16 protein-coding genes, 1 tRNA gene and 1 pseudogene are annotated in these 20,368 nt (G+C 42.8%); 7 read left to right on the top strand and 11 right to left on the bottom strand.

Translation table 11 applies throughout. The features are described from left to right. Positions 1-104: 104 nt before the first annotated feature. Both KXD93_RS06035 and KXD93_RS06030 read right to left on the bottom strand, forming a co-directional pair. Positions 105-1,874, bottom strand: coding sequence for an SGNH/GDSL hydrolase family protein (locus KXD93_RS06035; protein ID WP_258136019.1), 1,770 nt, complete (start codon positions 1,872-1,874; stop codon positions 105-107). A 95-nt stretch (positions 1,875-1,969) separates the two neighbouring features. Further along, positions 1,970-3,982 (bottom strand): alpha-amylase family protein, encoded by a 2,013-nt coding sequence (locus KXD93_RS06030; protein ID WP_258136018.1) that lies wholly within the window; start codon positions 3,980-3,982, stop codon positions 1,970-1,972. A 289-nt stretch (positions 3,983-4,271) separates the two neighbouring features. Between KXD93_RS06030 and KXD93_RS06025 the strand changes: the two are divergent. The 3 genes and pseudogenes from KXD93_RS06025 to glmM form a co-directional block, all read left to right on the top strand. Then, a pseudogene (locus tag KXD93_RS06025) lies at positions 4,272-4,419 on the top strand (NAD-dependent epimerase/dehydratase family protein); the annotation flags it as partial. Between the two features lie 98 nt (positions 4,420-4,517). Further along, a complete protein-coding gene (nagB, locus tag KXD93_RS06020; protein WP_258136017.1) occupies positions 4,518-6,437 on the top strand; it encodes a glucosamine-6-phosphate deaminase in 1,920 nt (639 codons plus the stop codon). A gap of 23 nt (positions 6,438-6,460) precedes the next feature. After that, positions 6,461-7,840 carry a phosphoglucosamine mutase gene (gene glmM, locus KXD93_RS06015; protein WP_258136015.1) on the top strand — a complete coding sequence of 460 codons (1,380 nt, stop codon included), beginning with the start codon at positions 6,461-6,463 and terminating at the stop codon, positions 7,838-7,840. A 486-nt stretch (positions 7,841-8,326) separates the two neighbouring features. On the opposite strand, the gene KXD93_RS06010 is transcribed toward glmM, so the two are convergent. After that, positions 8,327-8,400, bottom strand: a tRNA-His gene (locus KXD93_RS06010). A gap of 207 nt (positions 8,401-8,607) precedes the next feature. Between KXD93_RS06010 and KXD93_RS06005 the strand changes: the two genes are divergently transcribed. Together KXD93_RS06005 and rnhA are read left to right on the top strand one after the other, a co-directional pair. Then, a complete protein-coding gene (locus KXD93_RS06005; RefSeq protein ID WP_258136014.1) occupies positions 8,608-10,701 on the top strand; it encodes a heavy metal translocating P-type ATPase in 2,094 nt (697 codons plus the stop codon). A gap of 115 nt (positions 10,702-10,816) precedes the next feature. Further along, a complete protein-coding gene (rnhA, locus tag KXD93_RS06000; protein WP_258136013.1) occupies positions 10,817-11,287 on the top strand; it encodes a ribonuclease HI in 471 nt (156 codons plus the stop codon). A 70-nt stretch (positions 11,288-11,357) separates the two neighbouring features. Here the strand turns inward: rnhA and KXD93_RS05995 are convergent, their stop codons facing one another. The 7 genes from KXD93_RS05995 to KXD93_RS05965 form a co-directional block, all read right to left on the bottom strand. After that, positions 11,358-11,852 (bottom strand): metallophosphoesterase family protein, encoded by a 495-nt coding sequence (locus KXD93_RS05995; RefSeq protein ID WP_258136011.1) that lies wholly within the window; start codon positions 11,850-11,852, stop codon positions 11,358-11,360. Between the two features lie 4 nt (positions 11,853-11,856). Then, positions 11,857-12,516 carry a tRNA1(Val) (adenine(37)-N6)-methyltransferase gene (locus KXD93_RS05990; RefSeq protein WP_258136010.1) on the bottom strand — a complete coding sequence of 220 codons (660 nt, stop codon included), beginning with the start codon at positions 12,514-12,516 and terminating at the stop codon, positions 11,857-11,859. A 56-nt stretch (positions 12,517-12,572) separates the two neighbouring features. Beyond that, positions 12,573-12,962 carry an SMU1112c/YaeR family gloxylase I-like metalloprotein gene (gloA2, locus tag KXD93_RS05985; RefSeq protein WP_258136009.1) on the bottom strand — a complete coding sequence of 130 codons (390 nt, stop codon included), beginning with the start codon at positions 12,960-12,962 and terminating at the stop codon, positions 12,573-12,575. Beyond that, the gene (purL, locus tag KXD93_RS05980) at positions 12,962-15,184 is read right to left on the bottom strand and encodes a phosphoribosylformylglycinamidine synthase subunit PurL (RefSeq protein ID WP_258136008.1); all 2,223 of its coding nucleotides are present in this window, start codon (positions 15,182-15,184) and stop codon (positions 12,962-12,964) included. Before purL ends, gloA2 begins: the two co-directional genes overlap by 1 nt. Before the next feature lie 120 nt (positions 15,185-15,304). Further along, positions 15,305-15,688 (bottom strand): hypothetical protein, encoded by a 384-nt coding sequence (locus KXD93_RS05975; RefSeq protein ID WP_258136006.1) that lies wholly within the window; start codon positions 15,686-15,688, stop codon positions 15,305-15,307. A gap of 84 nt (positions 15,689-15,772) precedes the next feature. Beyond that, a complete protein-coding gene (locus KXD93_RS05970; RefSeq protein WP_258136005.1) occupies positions 15,773-16,597 on the bottom strand; it encodes an energy transducer TonB in 825 nt (274 codons plus the stop codon). A gap of 72 nt (positions 16,598-16,669) precedes the next feature. Further along, a complete protein-coding gene (locus KXD93_RS05965) occupies positions 16,670-17,494 on the bottom strand; it encodes an energy transducer TonB (protein WP_258136004.1) in 825 nt (274 codons plus the stop codon). A gap of 389 nt (positions 17,495-17,883) precedes the next feature. Between KXD93_RS05965 and KXD93_RS05960 the strand changes: the two genes are divergently transcribed. Together KXD93_RS05960 and KXD93_RS05955 are read left to right on the top strand one after the other, a co-directional pair. Then, positions 17,884-18,249 carry a hypothetical protein gene (locus tag KXD93_RS05960; RefSeq protein ID WP_258136003.1) on the top strand — a complete coding sequence of 122 codons (366 nt, stop codon included), beginning with the start codon at positions 17,884-17,886 and terminating at the stop codon, positions 18,247-18,249. Positions 18,250-18,404: 155 nt separating this feature from the next. Continuing rightward, positions 18,405-19,712 (top strand): ammonium transporter, encoded by a 1,308-nt coding sequence (locus KXD93_RS05955; protein WP_258136002.1) that lies wholly within the window; start codon positions 18,405-18,407, stop codon positions 19,710-19,712. Positions 19,713-19,781: 69 nt separating this feature from the next. Here KXD93_RS05955 and KXD93_RS05950 read toward each other — a convergent pair whose 3' ends face one another. Then, positions 19,782-20,363: a DUF4468 domain-containing protein gene (locus KXD93_RS05950; protein ID WP_258136001.1), complete on the bottom strand. Its 582-nt coding sequence runs from the start codon at positions 20,361-20,363 to the stop codon at positions 19,782-19,784. Between the last annotated feature and the right edge of the window lie 5 nt (positions 20,364-20,368).

Genomic DNA, 20,368 nt, shown 5'->3' with positions numbered 1-20,368 from the left:
AACTTAATTAAAAGCAGAATACCAATGGTGATGCGGGGCCGTGTGTACCCAATCATTTCGAAAAACAACCAGGAGTCCGTTCTATTTAAAACAGGGTGGTGTTATTATTTTTTGAGATATGGAACCAAAGCAATTGCTAACTTTTGATAACCTACCTCATTAGGATGCAGCCCATCGCCAAAAAAGGATTCGTCAATATTCCCGGCGCGATTAAGCAGTAATTTCCCCGGATTAATAAAACGAACCCGGGATTGAGATGCCAGCTTTGCAATGGCTTTATTAAGTACATCTATTCGTTTTTCCATTGCCCTCCTCGGCAGCAAGCCTGATAAAAGAATTTCGGTTTCGGGTTGGCGTACCTTTACTGCCTGTACCAGCAATTTTAGCCCTTCTACTATTTCCTGGTCATTGCTAACAGACAAATTGTTGGTACCTATCATAATCATAACCTTATCGGCCTTAAAACCATCCAGTTCTTCATGGTATACACGCCACAATACATTCTCTACCCGGTCCCAGCCAAAACCAAAATTTTTTACGCCTAAGGGCTTTAAGTATTTATTCCACGAGTCAGCACCTCTTGCTAAGGGAGCTTTTGGTACGCCGCCCCAATAATTCAGAATAGAATTACCAAGGAACACAATTTTAGGCGAATCAGTTTTAATGAGCGTTAGTATTTCATTATGCCTGCTTCGCCAGTCATAATAGCCATCCCGGCTTTGTACCACCGGCACAGTGGTTGAATACTTACCGGCTGGTTCATTAATAATTTCGCGTGTGGCCTTCTCATAAGCGATGGCGTATTTTTCCATCCCAGCATCATTAGGATGAATACCATCAACCGTTGAGTTAATATCGAAACCAATTTCCTTGTTGGTTAATAAATAAACGTTTTTAGTCCCTCCGGCAATTAGGCTTGAATAAACCCGGCCAAGCACCTTGTTTACACGACTATAATCAGCATTCCTGCCTGTATCTAACAGCCCGTCTACATTAGCATCACTATGTTCTACAAGCAGTATTGGCACCAGCGGATGCTTTCCGTTCAAACTTTGTACAGAACTTAATAACCGTTTTTCAATTTCTTGGTCAGAAAAACTTACCAAATTGGGCATGCAATCGAGTACGTATATTTTTGCGTCAATCTCTGCCATCAGGTCAACAACCGACTTTTCAAGCAGTCCCGAACCTGTAAAACCAAGGTTCACCAGAGGGCGGTCCAGGCTGCGTTGTAAAATTGCGGTCCATGCCAAACCGGGCCTCGATGCACAACCACCCTGGGCAATGGATGTTCCATACACAAGCACAGGTTTTTCTTTAGACAGCGGCATGAAATTAAATGCATCAGTAGCAGGAACACCGATTTCAAGCCAGGATACTGAATTGTACAATGGCAGAAAAAGCCTGTATTCATAGCTTCGGCCGGGGAAATCGACACTCACTTTAATATTTGAATAGGTATAGGTAATTGTATCTTTAAATGAAAAGCTGCCCGGCGCCATACACCACTTCCCATTGGGGTCAAGCGCATACAGATCCAGTCCGCTTACTCCTGTAGCCGGCATGTGCGACATGGCAAAATCACCCTTAACTTTATAGCGTATGATGATTTTTTGAGCATTCGTTTTAAACTTTACATATAGCCCGGCACTGCTGTGCGATATATTCCAAACATTCGGATTGAGATTCTTTTCGGCACGGGCAGGAAAACGGTCATAAGCACTTTTAACCTCGTTTGGCCAGGCCTGCCCTTCAATAACCGAAAAACCAGCCTTAGCCGGGTTTAGCCATTTAAAAGCTGTTGGAACCTGGGAAAAGCATACCGTACTAAATAAACAGGAGATTAATAAAATCGCTATAGATATCTTTCTCATTTGCAATTGATAAGAATTTTAAAGTATAAAAACACAAGCAAACCGATTAATTACTTGCTGTAAAAAAACCATTGGTTAACTAAAAGTTGTCCCGACTAATTAACTGGCGATGCATTTAATACCATAACCTCAAAAGGCTGCAGGGTAACTGTATAAGACGTTCCTTTAAATAAAGGGGACTTATTGGCCTCCTCCCTGGCGTTATAGAAAGTGTAATTATCTTTGCTGTTTACCGGCAGTTCAAATACCTTGCCCACATTAATCTGGAAGGCTTTCTCTTTATTGGAAGGATTCCTTAAAGTAAGAACAGCCTTTTTGGGTGACCACGCTGCAAAACCATAAATGTCGCCTGTAGCAGGATCGCCGCCTACCCAATGAACATCGGCCATGATATCGGCGTTAGATCGCGACCATTTTATTGCGGCCGCCAGGCAATTCCAATTGTTTGTATTTAACTTATGCGGATTAATATATAATTCCTGGAGGCTTGTCCCTGATCCAAAAAACGACCAGATCTCATCAGCAATATCCTCATCCTTCATATCAAATTTAGCAGGCGGACCATTATCGGCTATGCAAACACCATGGTACATCAATGAGCTTAAAGGATAAAGCGGGCCGCGCCGTACAATGTTTTTGTAGACTTGCCCGTCGCGATAATTAAGCCATTGTTGTCGTGTATCGCCTTGTCCTTCGGTGTTGGTGTCCCACCCGTTTCTCCAAATGGCGTCACCATATTTAAGCCAGAAGGGCGACGGCCACGTACCTATAGTGAGGCTAAAATAAAGATCTGGCTTAACCGTGCGCAGGTTTGATACCAGATTTAACAAGGATTCCATATCCGTTTGATATTCAGGAGTAGCACCTGTCGACTGATCACCTGCCCCTACCCCATCAAATTTAAACATGGACAGGCCGTAATTGGTAACAAAACTGGTAGCTACCTCTTTAAATCGTTTTGAATATATTGGGCCCGAAAGCGAAAAGCCATGCGAATTAGTTTCAAACGGTGGATTTTGTTTTCGGCCATATTCCAGCCTTTGTTCCTTTGCCTGCTCGTAACCGCCCCATGGTGACATCCACAACCCTATTGACGCATTGTATTTACTGGCCAATGCTTTGATATTATCGAAACCCACGGGGAAATTCTTTTTACTGATCTGCCATAAGGTTTGGTTATCATCCCATCCATCATCAAATAAAAATGCATTCAGGTTGATACCGCGTTTTACACTTAGACTATCCCCAAACACCTTAATGCGGTCAAGGCAAGCCGAGTCTGTCAGTTTACGATCCGCCCATGATATATCATACCACGAATTATAGTGAAGCATTTGCCTGTAGGGCACCGCTCTTTCACGTTCCAGGTAATAAGTAAACCCGCGACGCAACTGCTCCCCGGGGGCCACGCCCCATACTGTAGATACTGTGAGGTCGGTTATTGGTTCCTTACATTCCATATAACTATTGATCCAGCCGCCTTTATTCTCATACTTGCTTGCCGGGCTTTCACATGCAAAAAATAAATCCCTTGAGACCAATGGCGATCCGTCAACAGTTCCTAAAGGTTTTACCCCTGTTACCGAAGGCAATTTAATAAGTTCTAATTTCTGTATCAATAAAGGATATTTGAGGGCGTGAAAAGTAAATACCTGCCTTATATAGTTTGAATTATTTTTTAAAATAGCTTCCCATTTAACGCGGATTCCATACTTTTCACTCAACAATTCCACTATAATTTCTTTGCCATCCTCTTTGTCGGCAAGTTTAACCGCCTGCTTATTGCCTTCTATCTTTAAAATTTCAGGGACACTACCTAATTTAAAATCTGCAGAACTAATAACTGTACCATCTTTAAGCTCCAATTGGAATAAATGCCCCCCCTTTAAGGAGAGAGGCCCACGATTCTGCGTTGAAAAATTACCGATGCTAATGGTGCTCTTATCGGAAACCCATTTGACCGATAAACATTTATTTTTTAGAATAAACGATCCGTTATCCGAAGAAGCTGTCGCTTTACCGGGCTTTGCGCCTGAAAGGAAAATACTTTGTGCCTGTGAACCAATAGACAGTCCGGCGAAAAATAGAAACAATAGTTTTTTTAACATGTTTATAAATTAAACGGCGTGGGTTAATGTGTGCGCACACAAATATATCAACAAATCAATTTAAACCAAAGGAAAAAACACATTTTAATCGACTGTTTATATAAAGAATAAAAAATACGCGTCATTATTATACCATATAGCAACATATAATCAATATTGCCCATCACGTATTAATAAGCCCTTTACAAGCCTTAGACATCTGGAATTACTAAAATACCGATTGCATAGTCGATTCATTTTTATGCTATTTGATAAATTTTGATATTTTTGCGTTACCGAACACGCAAATATGAAAAAACAACCAAAAAAAATTTTAGTTACCGGAGGAACCGGCTATATTGGTTCACATACCGTTGTAGAACTTCAAGTCAGCGGCTATGAAGTTATTATTAATCGATAACCTCTCCAATTCAAGGCCTTTTATTGTAAATCAAATTGCTTAAATAACCGGCATTATACCATCTTAATGCAATCGGCGTGGGCGTGAGAACAATATATTAATACACATCAAATATTAACATCTAATTAAGCACGTATGGCCAGATTAAATTTACTGGAAGAAACCAGGTATGAAAAGCTGCATGTAACAGTGTACCGAGATCAGCAGGCAGCCTCCATAACGGTCGCGCAGCGGATTGCAGCGCTAATTCGCACTAAACAACAAAACAATGAAAAGGCAGTTTTAGGCCTTGCAACAGGCGTAACCCCCATTGCTGTATATAAGGAATTGGTGAGGCATCACCGCGAAGAGGGATTGAGCTTTAAAAACGTAATCACATTTAACCTGAACGAATACTATCCGATGCACCCAACGGCGGTACAAAGTTATGTGGCGTTTATGAATGAAAACTTGTTCAGCCACATTGATATTGATAAACGAAATATTCATATTCCTGATGGCACATTAGATAAAGAGGGAGCGGCCGATTTTTGTTTGAATTATGAACGCGAGATTGAGGCTGTTGGGGGACTTGACCTTCAAATACTAGGCATTGGCCGTACAGGCCATATTGGCTTTAATGAGCCGGGGTCGGCGCGTAATTCAGGAACAAGGCTGGTAACATTGGATGACCTTACTCGTAGCGACGCCGCCCGAGACTTTGGAGGCAAACAAAATGTACCGACTAAAGCAATTACCATGGGAATTGGTACCATTTTCAAAGCACGCCAAATTATATTGATGGCTTGGAGCCGTAAAAAGGCGCCAATTATAAAAAAAGCAGTTGAAGGTGAAATATCAGAAGAAGTACCGGCAACTTTTTTGCAACTGTCAGATCATGTTGAATTTGTGCTTGATGAGGCTGCTGCTTCAGAACTAACCCGCTTTGATACACCATGGCTGGTTAAAGATTGCGTATGGGAAAATACATTAAAAAAGAAAGCGATAATATGGCTGGCTACTACTTTGAGTAAGCCAATACTGAAGTTAACCGAAGATGATTATAACAATCATGGCATGGCTCAACTGGCTGTAGAACAAGGCCCGGTGTACAATATAAATATCGATATTTTCAACCAGGTGCAGCATACCATAACTGGCTGGCCAGGCGGCAAACCTAATGCCGATGACTCCCAGAGACCAGAGCGGGCCCAGCCTGCCAAAAAACGATCGATTATCTTTTCGCCGCATCCCGACGATGATGTAATATCAATGGGAGGCACTTTTATACGCTTGGTTGATCAGGGACATGATGTTCATGTAGCTTATCAAACCTCCGGCAATACAGCTGTTTGGGATGACGATGTGCTGCGCTATGTGGAATTTGCAATTGATTTTAACAAAAGCATCGGCGAAGACAACCATCACATAAAAAGCATTTATAATGAAATGCGCCGGTTTATTGGCCAAAAACAACCTAACCAAATCGACACCTCTGAAATAAGAGCGGTTAAAGGTTTTATCAGGAAGACCGAAGCCATATCAGGCGCAAGGTACGCCGGCTTAAACGATGACCATATCCATTTCATGGCATTACCCTTTTACGAAACCGGTAAAACCCAAAAAAATGCTGTAGGTGCAGAAGACATAAGGTTAACAATGGAACTATTGCAGCAAATAAAACCTCAACAGATATTCGCCGCCGGCGACTTTGCCGATCCGCACGGTACTCACCTGGTTTGCTTTAATATCATTATCGCGGCACTGCAAGAACTGCAAAAAACGGAAGAGTGGGTGAAAGATTGCTGGCTATGGATGTATAGGGGAGCCTGGCATGAGTTTGAAATATTTGAAATTGAAATGGCAATACCATTGTCTCCGTACGAAGTTTTAAGAAAGCGCAATGCTATATTCAAGCACCAGTCACAAAAAGACATCCCCGTTTTTCCGGGCGATGATGTAAGGGAGTTTTGGGTTAGGGCCGAAGACAGAAACAGTGAAACAGCAAGGCGCTATGATGAACTTGGCCTGGCGGAATACGAAGCTATGGAGGCTTTTGTAAGATATAAATTTTAAGCTATTAAACTAATTGTATAATAATGACTTTAATTAAATCAATTTCAGGAATAAGGGGAACCATTGGTGGTAAGGTGGGCGAGAATTTAACGCCATTAGACATTGTTAAATTCACTTCGGCATTTGGATGCTGGGCCGTGAGACAGTCAGGTATAAGAAAAATTGTAGTTGGCCGGGATGCCCGGATATCAGGTTCAATGGTCAACAATTTGGTTGTTGGCACCCTACAGGGTTTGGGTATTGATGTAATTGACTTAGGCTTGTCAACCACCCCGACAGTTGAGATTGCAGTACCTGCTGAAAATGCTGCCGGCGGAATAATATTAACGGCCAGTCACAATCCTAAACAATGGAATGCTTTAAAGCTTTTAAATCATCGCGGCGAATTTATTAATCACGACGACGGAAAAATGGTACTTGATATAGCTGAAAACTGTGATTTTGATTACGCTAACGTAGATAAACTGGGCAATGTAATTTATGACGGAACATATATGCGGAAACATATTGACCGAATATTGGCACTACCGCTTGTTGATGCTGCTGCCATAGGCAATGCAAATTTAAAAATAGTGGTTGATGCGGTTAACTCAACGGGAGGGTTTTTTGTACCAGCTTTGTTAAAAGCATTGGGCGTAAAAACAATCTATCAGTTATATTGCGAACCAGACGGAAATTTTGCTCATGATCCCGAACCATTGCCAGAAAATCTATCTGAACTTTCAAAAGAGGTATTAAGACATCAGGCTGATTTAGGTATCGCAGTCGATCCCGATGTTGACCGTTTATGCTTTGTATCTGAAGATGGAAGTAAATTTGGCGAAGAATACACATTGGTAGCAGTTGCTGATTATGTTTTAAAATATAATAAAGGAAACACAGTTTCCAACTTGTCATCAACCCGTGCGCTAAAGGATATTACCGAAAGAACAGGAGCCAAATATTATGCAGCGGCAGTTGGTGAAGTAAATGTGGTAAATAAAATGAAAGAAGTTGATGCATTGATAGGCGGCGAAGGCAATGGTGGAATAATCTATCCTGAATTACATTACGGAAGAGATGCCTTAGTTGGCATCGCTTTATTTCTAACCCACCTAGTTCGGTTTGGCAAGCCAGTTTCTGCCTTACGTAGTACTTATCCCGATTATTTTATGTCTAAAAATAAATTGGAGCTTGATGAATCTGTAGATATTGAATTGATAATCGAAAGAGTTAAAACCAATTTTTCACATATTCCCCAAAACATGATAGATGGTTTAAAAATAGATTTTGACCACGGATGGGTACATCTAAGACGGTCAAATACGGAGCCGGTTATAAGAATATATGCCGAGGCAAAAGATAAAAATACGGCCGATGGCATAATAAAAGATGTTATGAAAATCATGCGCACTGTAGTTTAATAGCACATGCTGCCAATTTTAATCCATAGTTATTGGGTTCTCTTTTTACATTGCAGCAGCATCTTAATTAAAAGACTTTAGTGGTGCAATTATTAAATAAACTTGAACATCATGAAAAAAAAAATTTTACTACCGGCAGGATGGATTGCATAGAAAAGGACGGCCCATGGGGTTTTCGGCAAGCGATACTGCTGTTGAGCAGGTTTTGATTATGTAAAACATCCTCTCATTGTGATAATATATCACCCAAAACCCATTAAGGACATGGCGCAGGACGAAGCGATCCAGGAAGCTGACACGCTACTCCTGACCATACCCAATACAACTGGGTGTTGACTACAATATTCATCTGCTGTCGGCAATATTGGAACATACCGCCCGCGGGTTGGGCTGCGATAGCAAGACAATTAAAATAAAAACCAACCTGAAAAATTACAAGGCAAAAAAATGGGGCAAAATCCATTTTTAAGACTTTGCCCCGTGAAGGGTAAATGATGGGGCTCGAACCCACGACCCTCGGTACCACAAACCGATGCTCTAACCAACTGAGCTACATCTACCGTTTTTAGAGATGCAAAAATAGGAATCTCCCGCTGATTTGCAAAGTCTTTTTTTATTTAGATTTTACCGACTGTAACTCATTTAAAATCAGCTATGCAAAAGCCAATCCAATACAACGATTGTGATCTTCGTCATAAATCAATTAAAATTACAATGTAGTTACCCATTTATTCAGAACGATTTTAATTAATAGGTAGCTTTGTATCATGACGGAGCAATTGGTTGAATTAAACGTGACTGGGATGCATTGTAATAATTGCGCCTTGTCTATCCATAAACTTTTGGAGAAGAAGGGATTGCAAAATATCCTGGTAGATTTTGCCGGCGAAGAGGTGAAATTTTCAAATAACGGAGCCTCTACCCTGCCCGATATTATTAAGGATATAGAAGGGCTTGGCTTTAAGGTTGTGGATGATCCATCAACCCACGTTACACCATTCTATGACAAAGTTGAAAATAAATTTCTCTTCTGCGCCATCCTCACTGCGCCGCTATTACTGCATATGCTGTTACCATGGCATTTCCTGCACAATCCCATAGTTCAATTAATATTATGCCTCCCCGTTTTTTTGGTGGGATGTTTTCATTTTGGCAAAAGCGCCATCAACTCCATCAGGGGCGGCGTACCCAATATGGACGTGCTGATCTTCGTTGGCTCTTCGGCTGCATTTATTTACAGCCTGGTTGGCACGATCCAAAATCTTGGCGAACAGTACCAGTTTTACGAAACCTGCGCCACCATTATCACACTGGTTTTGCTGGGTAATGTGTTCGAAAAACGCTCGGTTACGCAAACCACATCAGCGGTTAAGGACCTTGTAAAGATCCAGCAGGTAAGCGCTAACCGGATGGTAAATGGACAAGTGGAAGTCATCAGCGCCAGGGAAGTAAAGGCTGGCGATACACTTTTAGTAAATACCGGTGATAAGGTGCCGGTTGATGGCGAGGTACTTTCAGGAAACGCGTCAATTGATGAATCCATGCTTACCGGTGAAGGTATCCCGGTAGAAAAGGGAAAATACGACACCGTTATAGGCGGTACCATTGTACAGCATGGCAATATCACCATGCTTGCCACCAAGGTGGGTTCAAACACCGTATTGTCGCAGATCATCGAGCTGATGAAAAAAGCGCAGGCCGCAAAGCCACCCGTTCAGAAACTAGGCGACAAGGTTGCTGCCATATTTGTTCCGGCTGTAATATTGATCTCGCTGATCACTTTTGCGCTTACTTACCTTGTGGGCCATGCTACAGTGCAAACTTCGCTTATGCATGCCATAGCCGTGCTGGTGATCTCGTGTCCCTGCGCCATGGGGCTGGCCACGCCTACCGCAGTAATGGTCGGCCTCGGCCGTGCTGCTAAGAACGGGATCCTGATAAAAGGCGGCGATACCATTGAAGCAGTTGCAAACACAAAATATGTTGTCTTTGATAAAACAGGCACACTAACTACCGGGAAGTTCCGCATTAATGAAATAAAAATTGACGGGAATGCCAGCGTCGAGCTGGTGAGGGGCATAGTTATGGCGATTGAGGAACGGTCGAACCACCCGATTGCAAAGTCACTGGTAAATGAGTTGAAAACGCTTCCGCAAACCAAGGTGATCCTGAAAACAGTGAAGGAAGAAAAGGGATTGGGGATGCGTGCCGAGGATGTGGAAGGGAGCCATTACTTTTTAGGATCAGGTAAGGCGGCTGACAACAGCGGGTTTAATATCTCGCTTTACAAAAATCAAAAATTACTGGCCCAAATAGCTATAGACGACGAAATAAAGCCTGATGCAGCAAACCTTATCGTGCAGCTTAAAAAAATGAATATCATTCCTGTTTTATTAAGCGGCGACAAAAAGGAAAGGTGTTTAAAGGTTGCAACGCAAATTGGAATCACCGAAGTACACTCAGAGAAACTCCCTGACGAAAAGCTTACGGTTATTGATATCTACAAGCAAAAGGGCAAAACCATAATGATCGGCGATGGCATTAACGATGCCCCTGCCCTTTCAAAGGCTGATGTAGGCGTATCCATGAACGACGCCAGCCAGGTGGCTATACAATCGGCAAGGGTTATTCTGCTAAACACCGACCTTCATTCAGTAGTTAAGTTCCTGCAGATCAGCAAACATACACTGATCACCATTAAACAAAACCTCTTCTGGGCATTCGCCTATAATATAATAGCCATTCCCGTTGCAGCCCTGGGCTTTTTAAATCCTATGGTTGGCGCATTCACCATGGCTTTCAGCGATGTGGTGGTAATTGGAAACTCGTTGAGGCTGAAATCTAAAAAAGTTGATAGTTAATGGTTCATAGTTCATAGCCCGACTTGATTTATTTTATATTTTTGGCGATACGTAAATAGTTGTTGAAAATGCCAATCCGGCCATGAACCATCAACTATGAACCATGAACTAATACATGATCGAAATATTCACAGACGGCGCATCAAGCGGCAACCCGGGACCGGGCGGCTACGGAGTAATACTGCGTTCGGGCAAACATTATAAGGAACTTTCAGAGGGCTTCCGCAAAACTACCAATAACCGCATGGAGCTGCTGGCCGTGATCAAGGGCCTAGAAGCTTTGAAAACCCCAAACCAGGATGTTACCATATTTTCTGATTCCAAATACGTCATCGATTCTATTGAAAAACGCTGGCTGAACGGCTGGGTGGCGAAAGGCTTTGCAGGTAAAAAAAACAAGGACCTTTGGCTGCGTTACCTGGAAGTAAGCAAGCTACATAAGATCAAATTTGTATGGGTACGTGGCCACAACGGCCACCCTGAAAATGAGCGTTGCGATGTGCTGGCTGTAATGGCTGGTAAGCAAAAGGGCCTATTAATAGATTCCGTTTTTGAAGTAGAGAACGCAAAGGCTGGGTTGCTCTAGTTGATTAGGTTAGATTGGGTTTATTAAGTTGAATTAGTTAACCACTCACCTAATCGACCTAATCAACCGCTCACTTTGCCCCTAATTCAATAATCTGCAGGTCTTTAATTTTATCATCATCAATACTGAACCTCATTAATGTCCTTACCTTCTGCCAGCCTTGCTTACCGGCAGCGCCCGGGTTTAAATGCAGACAGCTGATCTTTTTATCATAAATTACCTTCAGGATATGCGAATGACCGCAGATAAATAGCTGCGGGGGATTGTTATAGATCTCCGGTTTTACCAGGGCACTGTATCTGTCAGGATATCCCCCAATGTGCGTCATCCAGACATCTACATTTTCACATTTAAATCGCAAGTTTTCGGGGTAAGTTATTCTTATATCCGCACCGTCAATATTACCGTAAACACCTTTGAAAGGCTTAAAGGCGGCGAGTTTATCTGCCACTTCAATGTTTCCAAAATCACCGGCGTGCCAAATCTCGTCGCAGTTTTCGAAGTGTTTAAAAACTGCATCGTCAAGGTAGCTGTGGGTGTCGGATATGAGGCCTATTTTGGTCATCTGTCTAAAAGTTTAAAAAGAACGGCTGCAACAGCGCTTTATATTGAGTTGAGTAAACGCCGATAGCTTCATAGATGGTAAAATTAGCCGTTTCAATTAAAACATCATTAAAACCAAAACAAACGATTTCTCTATGCGGCTCCGAGTATTCAAAAGAACGCACCGTTATTATCTTATGCTGATAAAGCCCACTTTCTGTTGCCAACTCTTTTATTAGCTCTGCAGTTTGAACAGGCAATATCAACCAGCATAAACCTTTCGGTGATAAATGTTGCGCAATACCTTTGATTAATTCTCCAAAAAAGTCCGCATCCGTGTGTTTCGCCAGCGTTTTCTTTTCCTTTGGTGATTCAAGCGAGTTTATATAAAAAGGTGGATTGGAGATGATGAGATCATATTTATTACCGGGATGCTCATTAAAGAAAGTCTCAACGCTTTCAGGGAAGATGTTCAGGCGGTCATTAAACGCGGAATTCTTAAAATTCCCTCCTGCGGTTTTAGCCGCTGATGTGTCTATTTCAACTGCATCAATTTGCGCATCGATAAATCTTTGGGCAAGCATTAAGGCAATAACGCCGGTTCCGGTGCCAATGTCGAGGATCTTTTCGGCTTGATTATTGGAAGCCATCGCCCCTAACAAAACACCATCAGTATTGATCTTCATAGCGCAACCGGACTGGTCAACGCTGAATTGTTTAAATTGAAAGATACCGGCCATACCTATTTCTCATACAACTCAATAGGTAGTCCATCCGGATCGGCAAAGAAGGTAAAACGCTTGCCGGTAAATTCATCAACCCTTATGGGTTCAATCAAAATATTAAAGCCTTTGATCATATTAACAGCCTTATCAATATCGTCCACCTCAAAAGCCAAATGACGCAGGCCGACAGCTTCGGGCCGGGATGGCCTTGCGGGAGGGTCAGGAAACGAAAAAAGCTCGATCTGGTAAAGGTCGCCCACTTCCAGATCAAGCTTGTATGATTTTCTTTCTTCGCGATAAACTTCGCGAACTATCTTTAAGCCAAGTACCTCGCTATAAAAATGTTTCGACTTTTCGTAGTCCGAACATATAATGGCGATATGGTGTACCCGGTTTAGTTTAAGCATTATGCTCCCAATATTTCGTGCAGTACGTTATTGTAAACCATTTTTATATCAGTGATATGGCCAAACAACTCTTCGTCTACATTTAAAAATCCATTGGTAACTGTTCCAAGCAAGCTGAATTCAACCTCGCTGGTAGCCATTAGCTCGATAAAGCGTTCCTGGTCGGCTGGGGCGATACTTACCACTACCCTGCCCTGTGCTTCACCGAAAAGGAATGCATCCTTACGGATCGAGCTATCACTCTCAATGGCAAAGCCCAAACCATTTGGCATGGATGATTCTACCAATGTTACATATAAACCACCGTCAGCCACATCATGCGCCGACTGAATCACCTTGTTCTGGATCAGTTGTTTGATCACCTGGTGCATATCGTATTCCTTATCCAAGTCAAAATAAGGAGCAGGTGCCGCAGTTATTTTATGGTACGATGCCAGGTATTGTGATGAAGCAATGTCGTTAACCGATTCGCCAATCAAATAGATCAGGTCGTCAGGTTGTTTAAAGTCTGATGTCATCAGGTTTGACAAATCATCCATTACACCCAGCATCCCGATGGTTGGCGTCGGGAATACCGGCCCATCATCTGTCGACTGGTTATAAAAGCTCACGTTACCACCAGTAACCGGGGTTTCAAACTTACGGCAGGCTTCACCCATTCCTTTTATGGCGCCTACAAACTGCCAGTAAACTTCCGGCTTGTAAGGGTTTCCAAAGTTAAGACAGTTGGTTATGGCAACCGGCTCTCCACCTGCACAGGTAATGTTACGTGCTGCTTCGGCAACTGCAATGGCCGTACCTTTTTGCGGATCAGCGTATACATAGCGCGACTGGCAATCAACAGTAATAACAATTGCTTTGTCAGTATCCTTAACAGCAACCACTGCCGCATCGCTAGGTCGGTTGGTGGTCATGGTGGATGTACCGATCATTGAATCGTACTGGTCGGTTACCCAACGTTTCGATGCGATGTTGGGGTGACCGATCAAATGCTCAGCTACTGCGATCAGGTCGGCAGGCTCTTCAACATCTTCAATCTTAAATTTCTGGTTTTCGGCAAAATAAGCAGGCTCGCGGTATTCGCGTTCATAAACCGGTGCACCGCCGCCTAGTACAAGGTCGTCAGCAGGTACATCGGCAACCATTTCGCCATTCATATAATAAACAAGGCGTTGAGTATCGGTTACTTCACCAATAATAGCACAGTTCAGATCCCATTTGTCAAATACAGCCTCCACGTCTTTCTCGCGACCTTTTTCCACCACGATCAGCATCCGCTCCTGTGATTCAGACAGCAGTATCTCGTATGGCTTCATGTTTTCCTGGCGCATCGGTACTTTATCTAACCAGATAACCATACCATGTTCGCCCTTGGCCGACATTTCGGAGTTGGAGCAGATAATACCTGCCGCTCCCATATCCTGCATGCCGATAACGGCGCCTGTTTTAATTACCTCAAGCGTTGCTTCTAGTAATAGCTTCTCCTGGAATGGATCGCCCACCTGTACCGCCGGAAGATCGTTAACAGAATCTTCGGTAATATCCTTTGATGCGAAGGCCGCACCGTGGATCCCGTCCTTACCGGTTGCGGAACCTACTATATAAACCGGGTTGCCAACACCATAAGATGTTGCCGAAACGGTTTCGCCTTCCCTGACAATACCTGCAGAAAATGCATTTACTAAGGGATTAACGTTATAGCAATCGTCAAAAAACAACTCGCCGCCAACGGTAGGTATGCCAAAGGCGTTACCATAATGGCTAATGCCTTTAACCACACCTTTAACTAACCATTTGGTACGATCTAGCGAAAGGTCGCCAAAACGTAGTGAGTTAAGCTGTGCAATCGGGCGTGCGCCCATGGTGAAAATATCGCGGTTAATACCGCCTACGCCGGTTGCCGCACCCTGGTAAGGCTCAAGTGCTGATGGGTGATTATGTGATTCTATCTTGAACGCGCAGCCTACGCCACCGCCCAAATCCACAAGACCTGCATTTTCTTCCCCCGCCTTGGCCAGCATCCGCGGACCATCTTTTGGTAAGGTTTTCAGCCATGTGATGGAGTTTTTGTATGAGCAGTGCTCGCTCCACATTACCGAGAAAATAGACAATTCGGTAAAGTTGGGCACGCGCCCTAATATCTCTTTTATACGTTCAAATTCTTCGGGTAGTAAGCCTAAATCTTTGGCGGTTTCAACGGTGGTTAATTCCTGGTGCTCCAATGTAATATCGTTTTTTTGAAAGGAAGCACAAAATTAGTAAAAAAGGTGAAAGGATAAAGGTAAAAGGCGAAAGGTTTTTATGGATGCCTGAAGATATATTTTTGAATATCAGGATACGGATTACTTTTTAGATTGATGATCTCTTTGCGCCCGCCATTCTTTTAAGGACATGGTTTTATCATTTATTACATCATAATAACTGATCAAATGTTTTCGGATATCAACTTTGTACCAATCGTAGGTAAATAATCTTCCCTCCTTTTCCTCGCTTATAGTAACATAATAATGCCTATCCGTTTTGGTTGGCGTGTTCTGAATATAAGCCCTTAAAAATATTGGGGAATGCGCTCTTTTGCGATACTTATTCTCCTTTACCACCTCGGGCAGCGAGTTCACCAGTTTGAGCACTTCCCTCTCCTGGTTGTTTGTTCCCACGCAACCCTGCGCGTTAATTTTGAAGCAAATTAATATTAGTAACCCGATTATAGTGCCGTTTTTTTTCATGATCAATAAATACTAAATATACAAAAAAGACTCGCAACATTTAAATATGTCGCGAGTCTCTGTTCAGTCAAAAATGTATTGCGGCTATTCTTCGGTCAACTGAAAATTAATCGGGATAGAATATTTCACCCGCACAGGCTGCCCGTTTTGAATTCCGGGTTTCCAGGCTTTAGCTAATTTTAACACGCGCAGTGCTTCTTCATCAAATCCGTGGCCTGCCACCCTGATCACCGTTATATTTGACAGGTGCCCGTCCTTTTCAATAATAAAACTTAGGAAAACCTTTCCGCTTATATGGTCTTCTTGCGCTTCAATAGGAAACTTTAAATTCCTGCTAAGAAACTTATTCCAGGTATCAAAGCCACCGGTTGGTTCGGGCATTACATCAACGGTACCCGGTGTATACACTTTTGTGTCTATTATTGGTTCCGGGGGACCAGGAGTCCCGGAACCAATGCCCTGCGGACCAGGTTCTACAGGCTTTCCCTGCGTTGTTGTAGTACTAATATTGGCTGTTAGCTCGGAATTTACTACTGGTTTTGCTGCTTCTATATCCGGCTTTACAACAGGGGGCACAAACGCAGTTGTTTTTACTGGTTCGATTGGCTTTGCTGGGCGTTGTGGTTCTTCCATTTTCGGTGGGTGAGGCACATCCGGCGGCTTAACGTAATGCTGAAGGTTTACCACAGTTGTGTCACTGGCTGGGTGCTCAGTCACAACCGCGTTAGTCCGAAACAAAAGGGTTCCGCCAAAAATTAGAGCGATGCTAAAAAATGCAATCCCCATAGCCATTACCATAGTCCCGGCGTATTCGCGACGGAGACTGTACGCGCCATACTCCTTGTTGCGATCGTCAAATACGACGTCAAGCCACTCGGTTTTATATAAATTGAATCTTGAGATAAACATTGGATTTTAGGTTAAGTGTTCAGTTTTAGTTTGTTAATTGTCGCAATCAGGAAGTGTGGTGGACTCCCCGGACTAATCGTTATTAGTCAACTGAAAATTGATAGGAATAGAGTATTTTACCCTCACCGGCTGACCGTTCTGCATCCCTGGTTTCCATGCCTTAGCCAATTTTAATACACGAAGGGCTTCCTCATCAAATCCGTGACCGGCTGGCCTGTCCACAGTTATATTCGACAGGTGACCATCCTTTTCAATAATAAAGCTCAGGAAAACACGCCCACTAATGCCATCCTGCTGTGCATCAGGAGGAAACCTTAAATTATGACTTAAAAATTTCGCCCAGCCGGCCATGCCGCCCGCAGGTTCGGGCATTACGTCAAGACCAAAGTCAGCATGAACAGAGTTGTCAACCGCGGCAGTTCCGCCGCCGCCTGCAGGTTTGTCATCAGGAATATCCACGTTGGCGCCGGCCTCACCTTTTAATGTTTGCTGGCCGATAGCCCCCGTAATTTTATCGTTTTCGACAGGCTTTTCGGCTTTAGGATCAATAACTACCACCGGCGGAACAAATTTCGTAGTGGCAATCGTTTTTAAAGGTTGCGGTTTAAGATGCTCGGGAGCTTTGGGCGGATCAACCTTTTTTACAGGGGGTATAACAGGCGGAGTGACCGCTGGCTGCAAATTAACCGTTGTGATGTGAACGATTGGTTTTGCCGAATTGATAATGACACTGGCTCCGCAAAGTAAACCGATTCCTAAAAAAGCTGCCCCCATTGCCCTTGCCATTGTTCGGGAATTATGTTGCCTTAATTCATAGGCACCGTAAGCTTTGTTACGGTCATCGAATACAAGATCGAGCCACTCGGTCTTGTACAAATTAAATTTTGAGATAAGCATAGTGATTGAAATTAAATTTTATATAATAACGTTTTACACGCATACCGTATTGCAACATTGTTACTTTTAGGATTTTTGCAATATTCAAATGCAACATTGTGTATTTTTATAACTAAAGTTATAGTTATTTGAAAATTCGTTAATAAAATGCAACAATGTGGATTTTAAAAACACACTTATTTCACCCTGATTTTGAAGATTTCTGCGTGATGGCGTCGTTTTATCGCGACAGCAAAATATTTTTAAATATCACCAACTTACTTTATGAGAAAATGATATTAAATAGAATTTAAGGCCAAATCACTATCAATATATCCATTATTAAGAGTAAAAATTAAAAATATCACATCAAATATGTGTTTTAATTAAAATTTTATTACTTTTATTACATGCAAAACAGGCTTTTAAAGTTTACAGCCTTACTTTTATTTATTTTTTGCGGATATTTTGCATCCGCAAAAAATATTTTGCATAATAGTGAACCAGGAAATGCTAAAAAACTATCATTCTTTAACGAATCACTTCAGAAGAACCCGGATTGGCCCTGCAATTATGAGTGTATAATTAACAGCGTTCCTGTACAGATAGTAAATGTACAGCAATTACGCAGCGCACATTTTTCGCAACTCATAAACACCAGCCAAAATACTTCCACAATAGCCGTAAGGCACCTTAATTTTATTTGCGGGCGGGGCAGCAGCGAACTCTCGCGTTTCCGCAAACTCATCCTCTTTCCCTTTCACGCTTTTTGGTAGGCTTTAAAAGATGAATAACCAATATTACCGCTTGCGCTGATTACGCAAACGGAATTCTATTGTTTTTAATTTAGTTTTAATACTGCCCGGGGTTTTGATTGGGCTCCGGGTGGTATTAAGTTCATCCTTGACTTTCCTTTTCCCAAAATTTAAACATGAAAAAAATCATACCATTTGGCGTGCTTATAATTGTAGTTATACTTGCCCTTATCTTCCCGTCTGTTGACACTGTGACCATAAAAGACAGCCAGATAAATTCCGGCGATACAGCCTGGCTGCTGGTTAGTACCGCCCTTGTATTGATAATGACACCGGGCCTTGCGTTCTTCTATGGCGGCATGGTAAGTAAAAAGAATGTATTATCAACCATGATGCAAAGTTTTGTATGCATGGGTGTTATTACCATTATCTGGGTAATATTTGGCTTCAGCCTTGCCTTTGGCGACGACATCAATGGCTTCATCGGCAACCCCAAAACCTTTTTTATGATGAAGGGCATGCTTGGCAACGCCACCTGGAAACTGGCACCAACCATCCCGCTTGTTTTGTTTGCCATGTTTCAATTAAAGTTTGCGGTAATAACACCGGCTTTAATAACCGGCGCATTTGCAGAGCGCATCCGCTTTAACTCGTACATTATATTCCTGTGCCTGTTCATGATATTTATTTATGCACCGCTTGCCCACTCAACCTGGCACCCCGATGGTTTTTTATTTAAGCTGGGCGTACTTGACTTTGCCGGAGGTACTGTGGTACATATGTCGGCAGGATGGGCAGCTCTTGCATCGGCTCTATATTTAAAGCAACGCAATCAGCAGGCACACGCGCCGGCACGCATCAGCTATGTATTGTTAGGTACCGGGTTGCTTTGGTTTGGCTGGTTCGGCTTTAATGCAGGTTCAGCCTTGGGCTCAAACGCTTTGGCGGCAACGGCTTTGGGTACCACCACCACAGCGTCAGCCGCGGCGGCAATAGCCTGGATCTTCTTCGATATGCTTCGCGGCAAAAAGCCATCGGTAATGGGTGCATGTATCGGTGCGGTTGTGGGCCTGGTTGCTATAACTCCGGCTGCTGGCTTTGTAACCATTCCGCATTCCTTAATTGTGGGGATTATTGCTGCAGTAGTAAGTAACCTGGTAGTGATCTGGAGATCATCAACCAGCATAGACGATACGCTGGACGTATTTCCCTGCCATGGTGTAGGCGGTATGGTAGGTATGCTGATGACCGGTATTTTCGCACATGTCAATGTAAACGCAGGCAACACAACCGGCAATGGCTTATACTACGGCGAAACACATTTGTTTTTCATACACATTCTTGCTTTAGTTGGCGTGTCGGCTTTTGCCTTTTTCGGGTCATTATTATTATTAAAAGTAACTGACCTGATCAGCAAACTTCGTGTTTCACCGGAAGAAGAACTTATCGGCCTCGACTTAACCCAGCACGACGAAGAACTTTAATTCCTCATCTTGTACAAACAAAAAAAGCTACTTAACGTAGCTTTTTTTGTTTTACCGAAGTACTTCCCTCTACCAGTTTTTGGTCGAGATCACCTTAGTTTTAGTTTCCTTAACCGGGGTCACAGACAATCTAACCATATATTGCTTCAGCCGGTCGCCAAACTGCTTGCTGTACGTGCCTGCCTGGTCAAGGTAGTTATCTACTTGCTTTTTGGTCAGCTTCGTCGTCCCTTTCTCAAGCGGGATCTCAATTCCGTCTGCGGGCACTGATTTTCCATAGCGGTCTGTTTTATAGGGCGTAAAAGTAAAATCCGTTAGCCAAAACCTATATTTATGTTCCTTGCTTTCTATTGTATAAGTAAAGCTTATTTCACCATCCTCATGTTTTAACAACATGGTACTGGTAACTACAAATTTCCCTGCGCCCGAAATGCTTTCATTTGTCTTATCCGTTTTAACCTTAAGCTTGGGATAAGCCGTTTTTAAAAAATACAGCGCCCTGTTGTACATAGTATCAGCTGTTAAGGTGGGCTGATCAACAACCTGGTAATAGATATATTTATTATGCTCATCAAACGGCAAAAGCTCCTTTTGTGCGGATGCCGCCCTGGCTGTTATCAAAAGAACTATGGCTATTAATACTTTTTTCATGCTAT

Source organism: Mucilaginibacter phenanthrenivorans, assembly GCF_024721155.1.
Taxonomy (GTDB): domain Bacteria; phylum Bacteroidota; class Bacteroidia; order Sphingobacteriales; family Sphingobacteriaceae; genus Mucilaginibacter; species Mucilaginibacter phenanthrenivorans.
Note: the sequence above shows the minus strand (reverse complement) of the source record. Positions and strands in the feature narration are given on the sequence as shown.

Coding starts and splice junctions, on each gene's coding strand:
- KXD93_RS06035 (WP_258136019.1), bottom strand. CDS start 1,874: ATGAGAAAGATATCTATAGCGATTTTATTAATCTCCTGTTTATTTAGT.
- KXD93_RS06030 (WP_258136018.1), bottom strand. CDS start 3,982: ATGTTAAAAAAACTATTGTTTCTATTTTTCGCCGGACTGTCTATTGGT.
- nagB (WP_258136017.1), top strand. CDS start 4,518: ATGGCCAGATTAAATTTACTGGAAGAAACCAGGTATGAAAAGCTGCAT.
- glmM (WP_258136015.1), top strand. CDS start 6,461: ATGACTTTAATTAAATCAATTTCAGGAATAAGGGGAACCATTGGTGGT.
- KXD93_RS06005 (WP_258136014.1), top strand. CDS start 8,608: ATGACGGAGCAATTGGTTGAATTAAACGTGACTGGGATGCATTGTAAT.
- rnhA (WP_258136013.1), top strand. CDS start 10,817: ATGATCGAAATATTCACAGACGGCGCATCAAGCGGCAACCCGGGACCG.
- KXD93_RS05995 (WP_258136011.1), bottom strand. CDS start 11,852: ATGACCAAAATAGGCCTCATATCCGACACCCACAGCTACCTTGACGAT.
- KXD93_RS05990 (WP_258136010.1), bottom strand. CDS start 12,516: ATGAAGATCAATACTGATGGTGTTTTGTTAGGGGCGATGGCTTCCAAT.
- gloA2 (WP_258136009.1), bottom strand. CDS start 12,962: ATGCTTAAACTAAACCGGGTACACCATATCGCCATTATATGTTCGGAC.
- KXD93_RS05975 (WP_258136006.1), bottom strand. CDS start 15,688: ATGAAAAAAAACGGCACTATAATCGGGTTACTAATATTAATTTGCTTC.
- KXD93_RS05970 (WP_258136005.1), bottom strand. CDS start 16,597: ATGTTTATCTCAAGATTCAATTTATATAAAACCGAGTGGCTTGACGTC.
- KXD93_RS05965 (WP_258136004.1), bottom strand. CDS start 17,494: ATGCTTATCTCAAAATTTAATTTGTACAAGACCGAGTGGCTCGATCTT.
- KXD93_RS05960 (WP_258136003.1), top strand. CDS start 17,884: ATGCAAAACAGGCTTTTAAAGTTTACAGCCTTACTTTTATTTATTTTT.
- KXD93_RS05955 (WP_258136002.1), top strand. CDS start 18,405: ATGAAAAAAATCATACCATTTGGCGTGCTTATAATTGTAGTTATACTT.
- KXD93_RS05950 (WP_258136001.1), bottom strand. CDS start 20,363: ATGAAAAAAGTATTAATAGCCATAGTTCTTTTGATAACAGCCAGGGCG.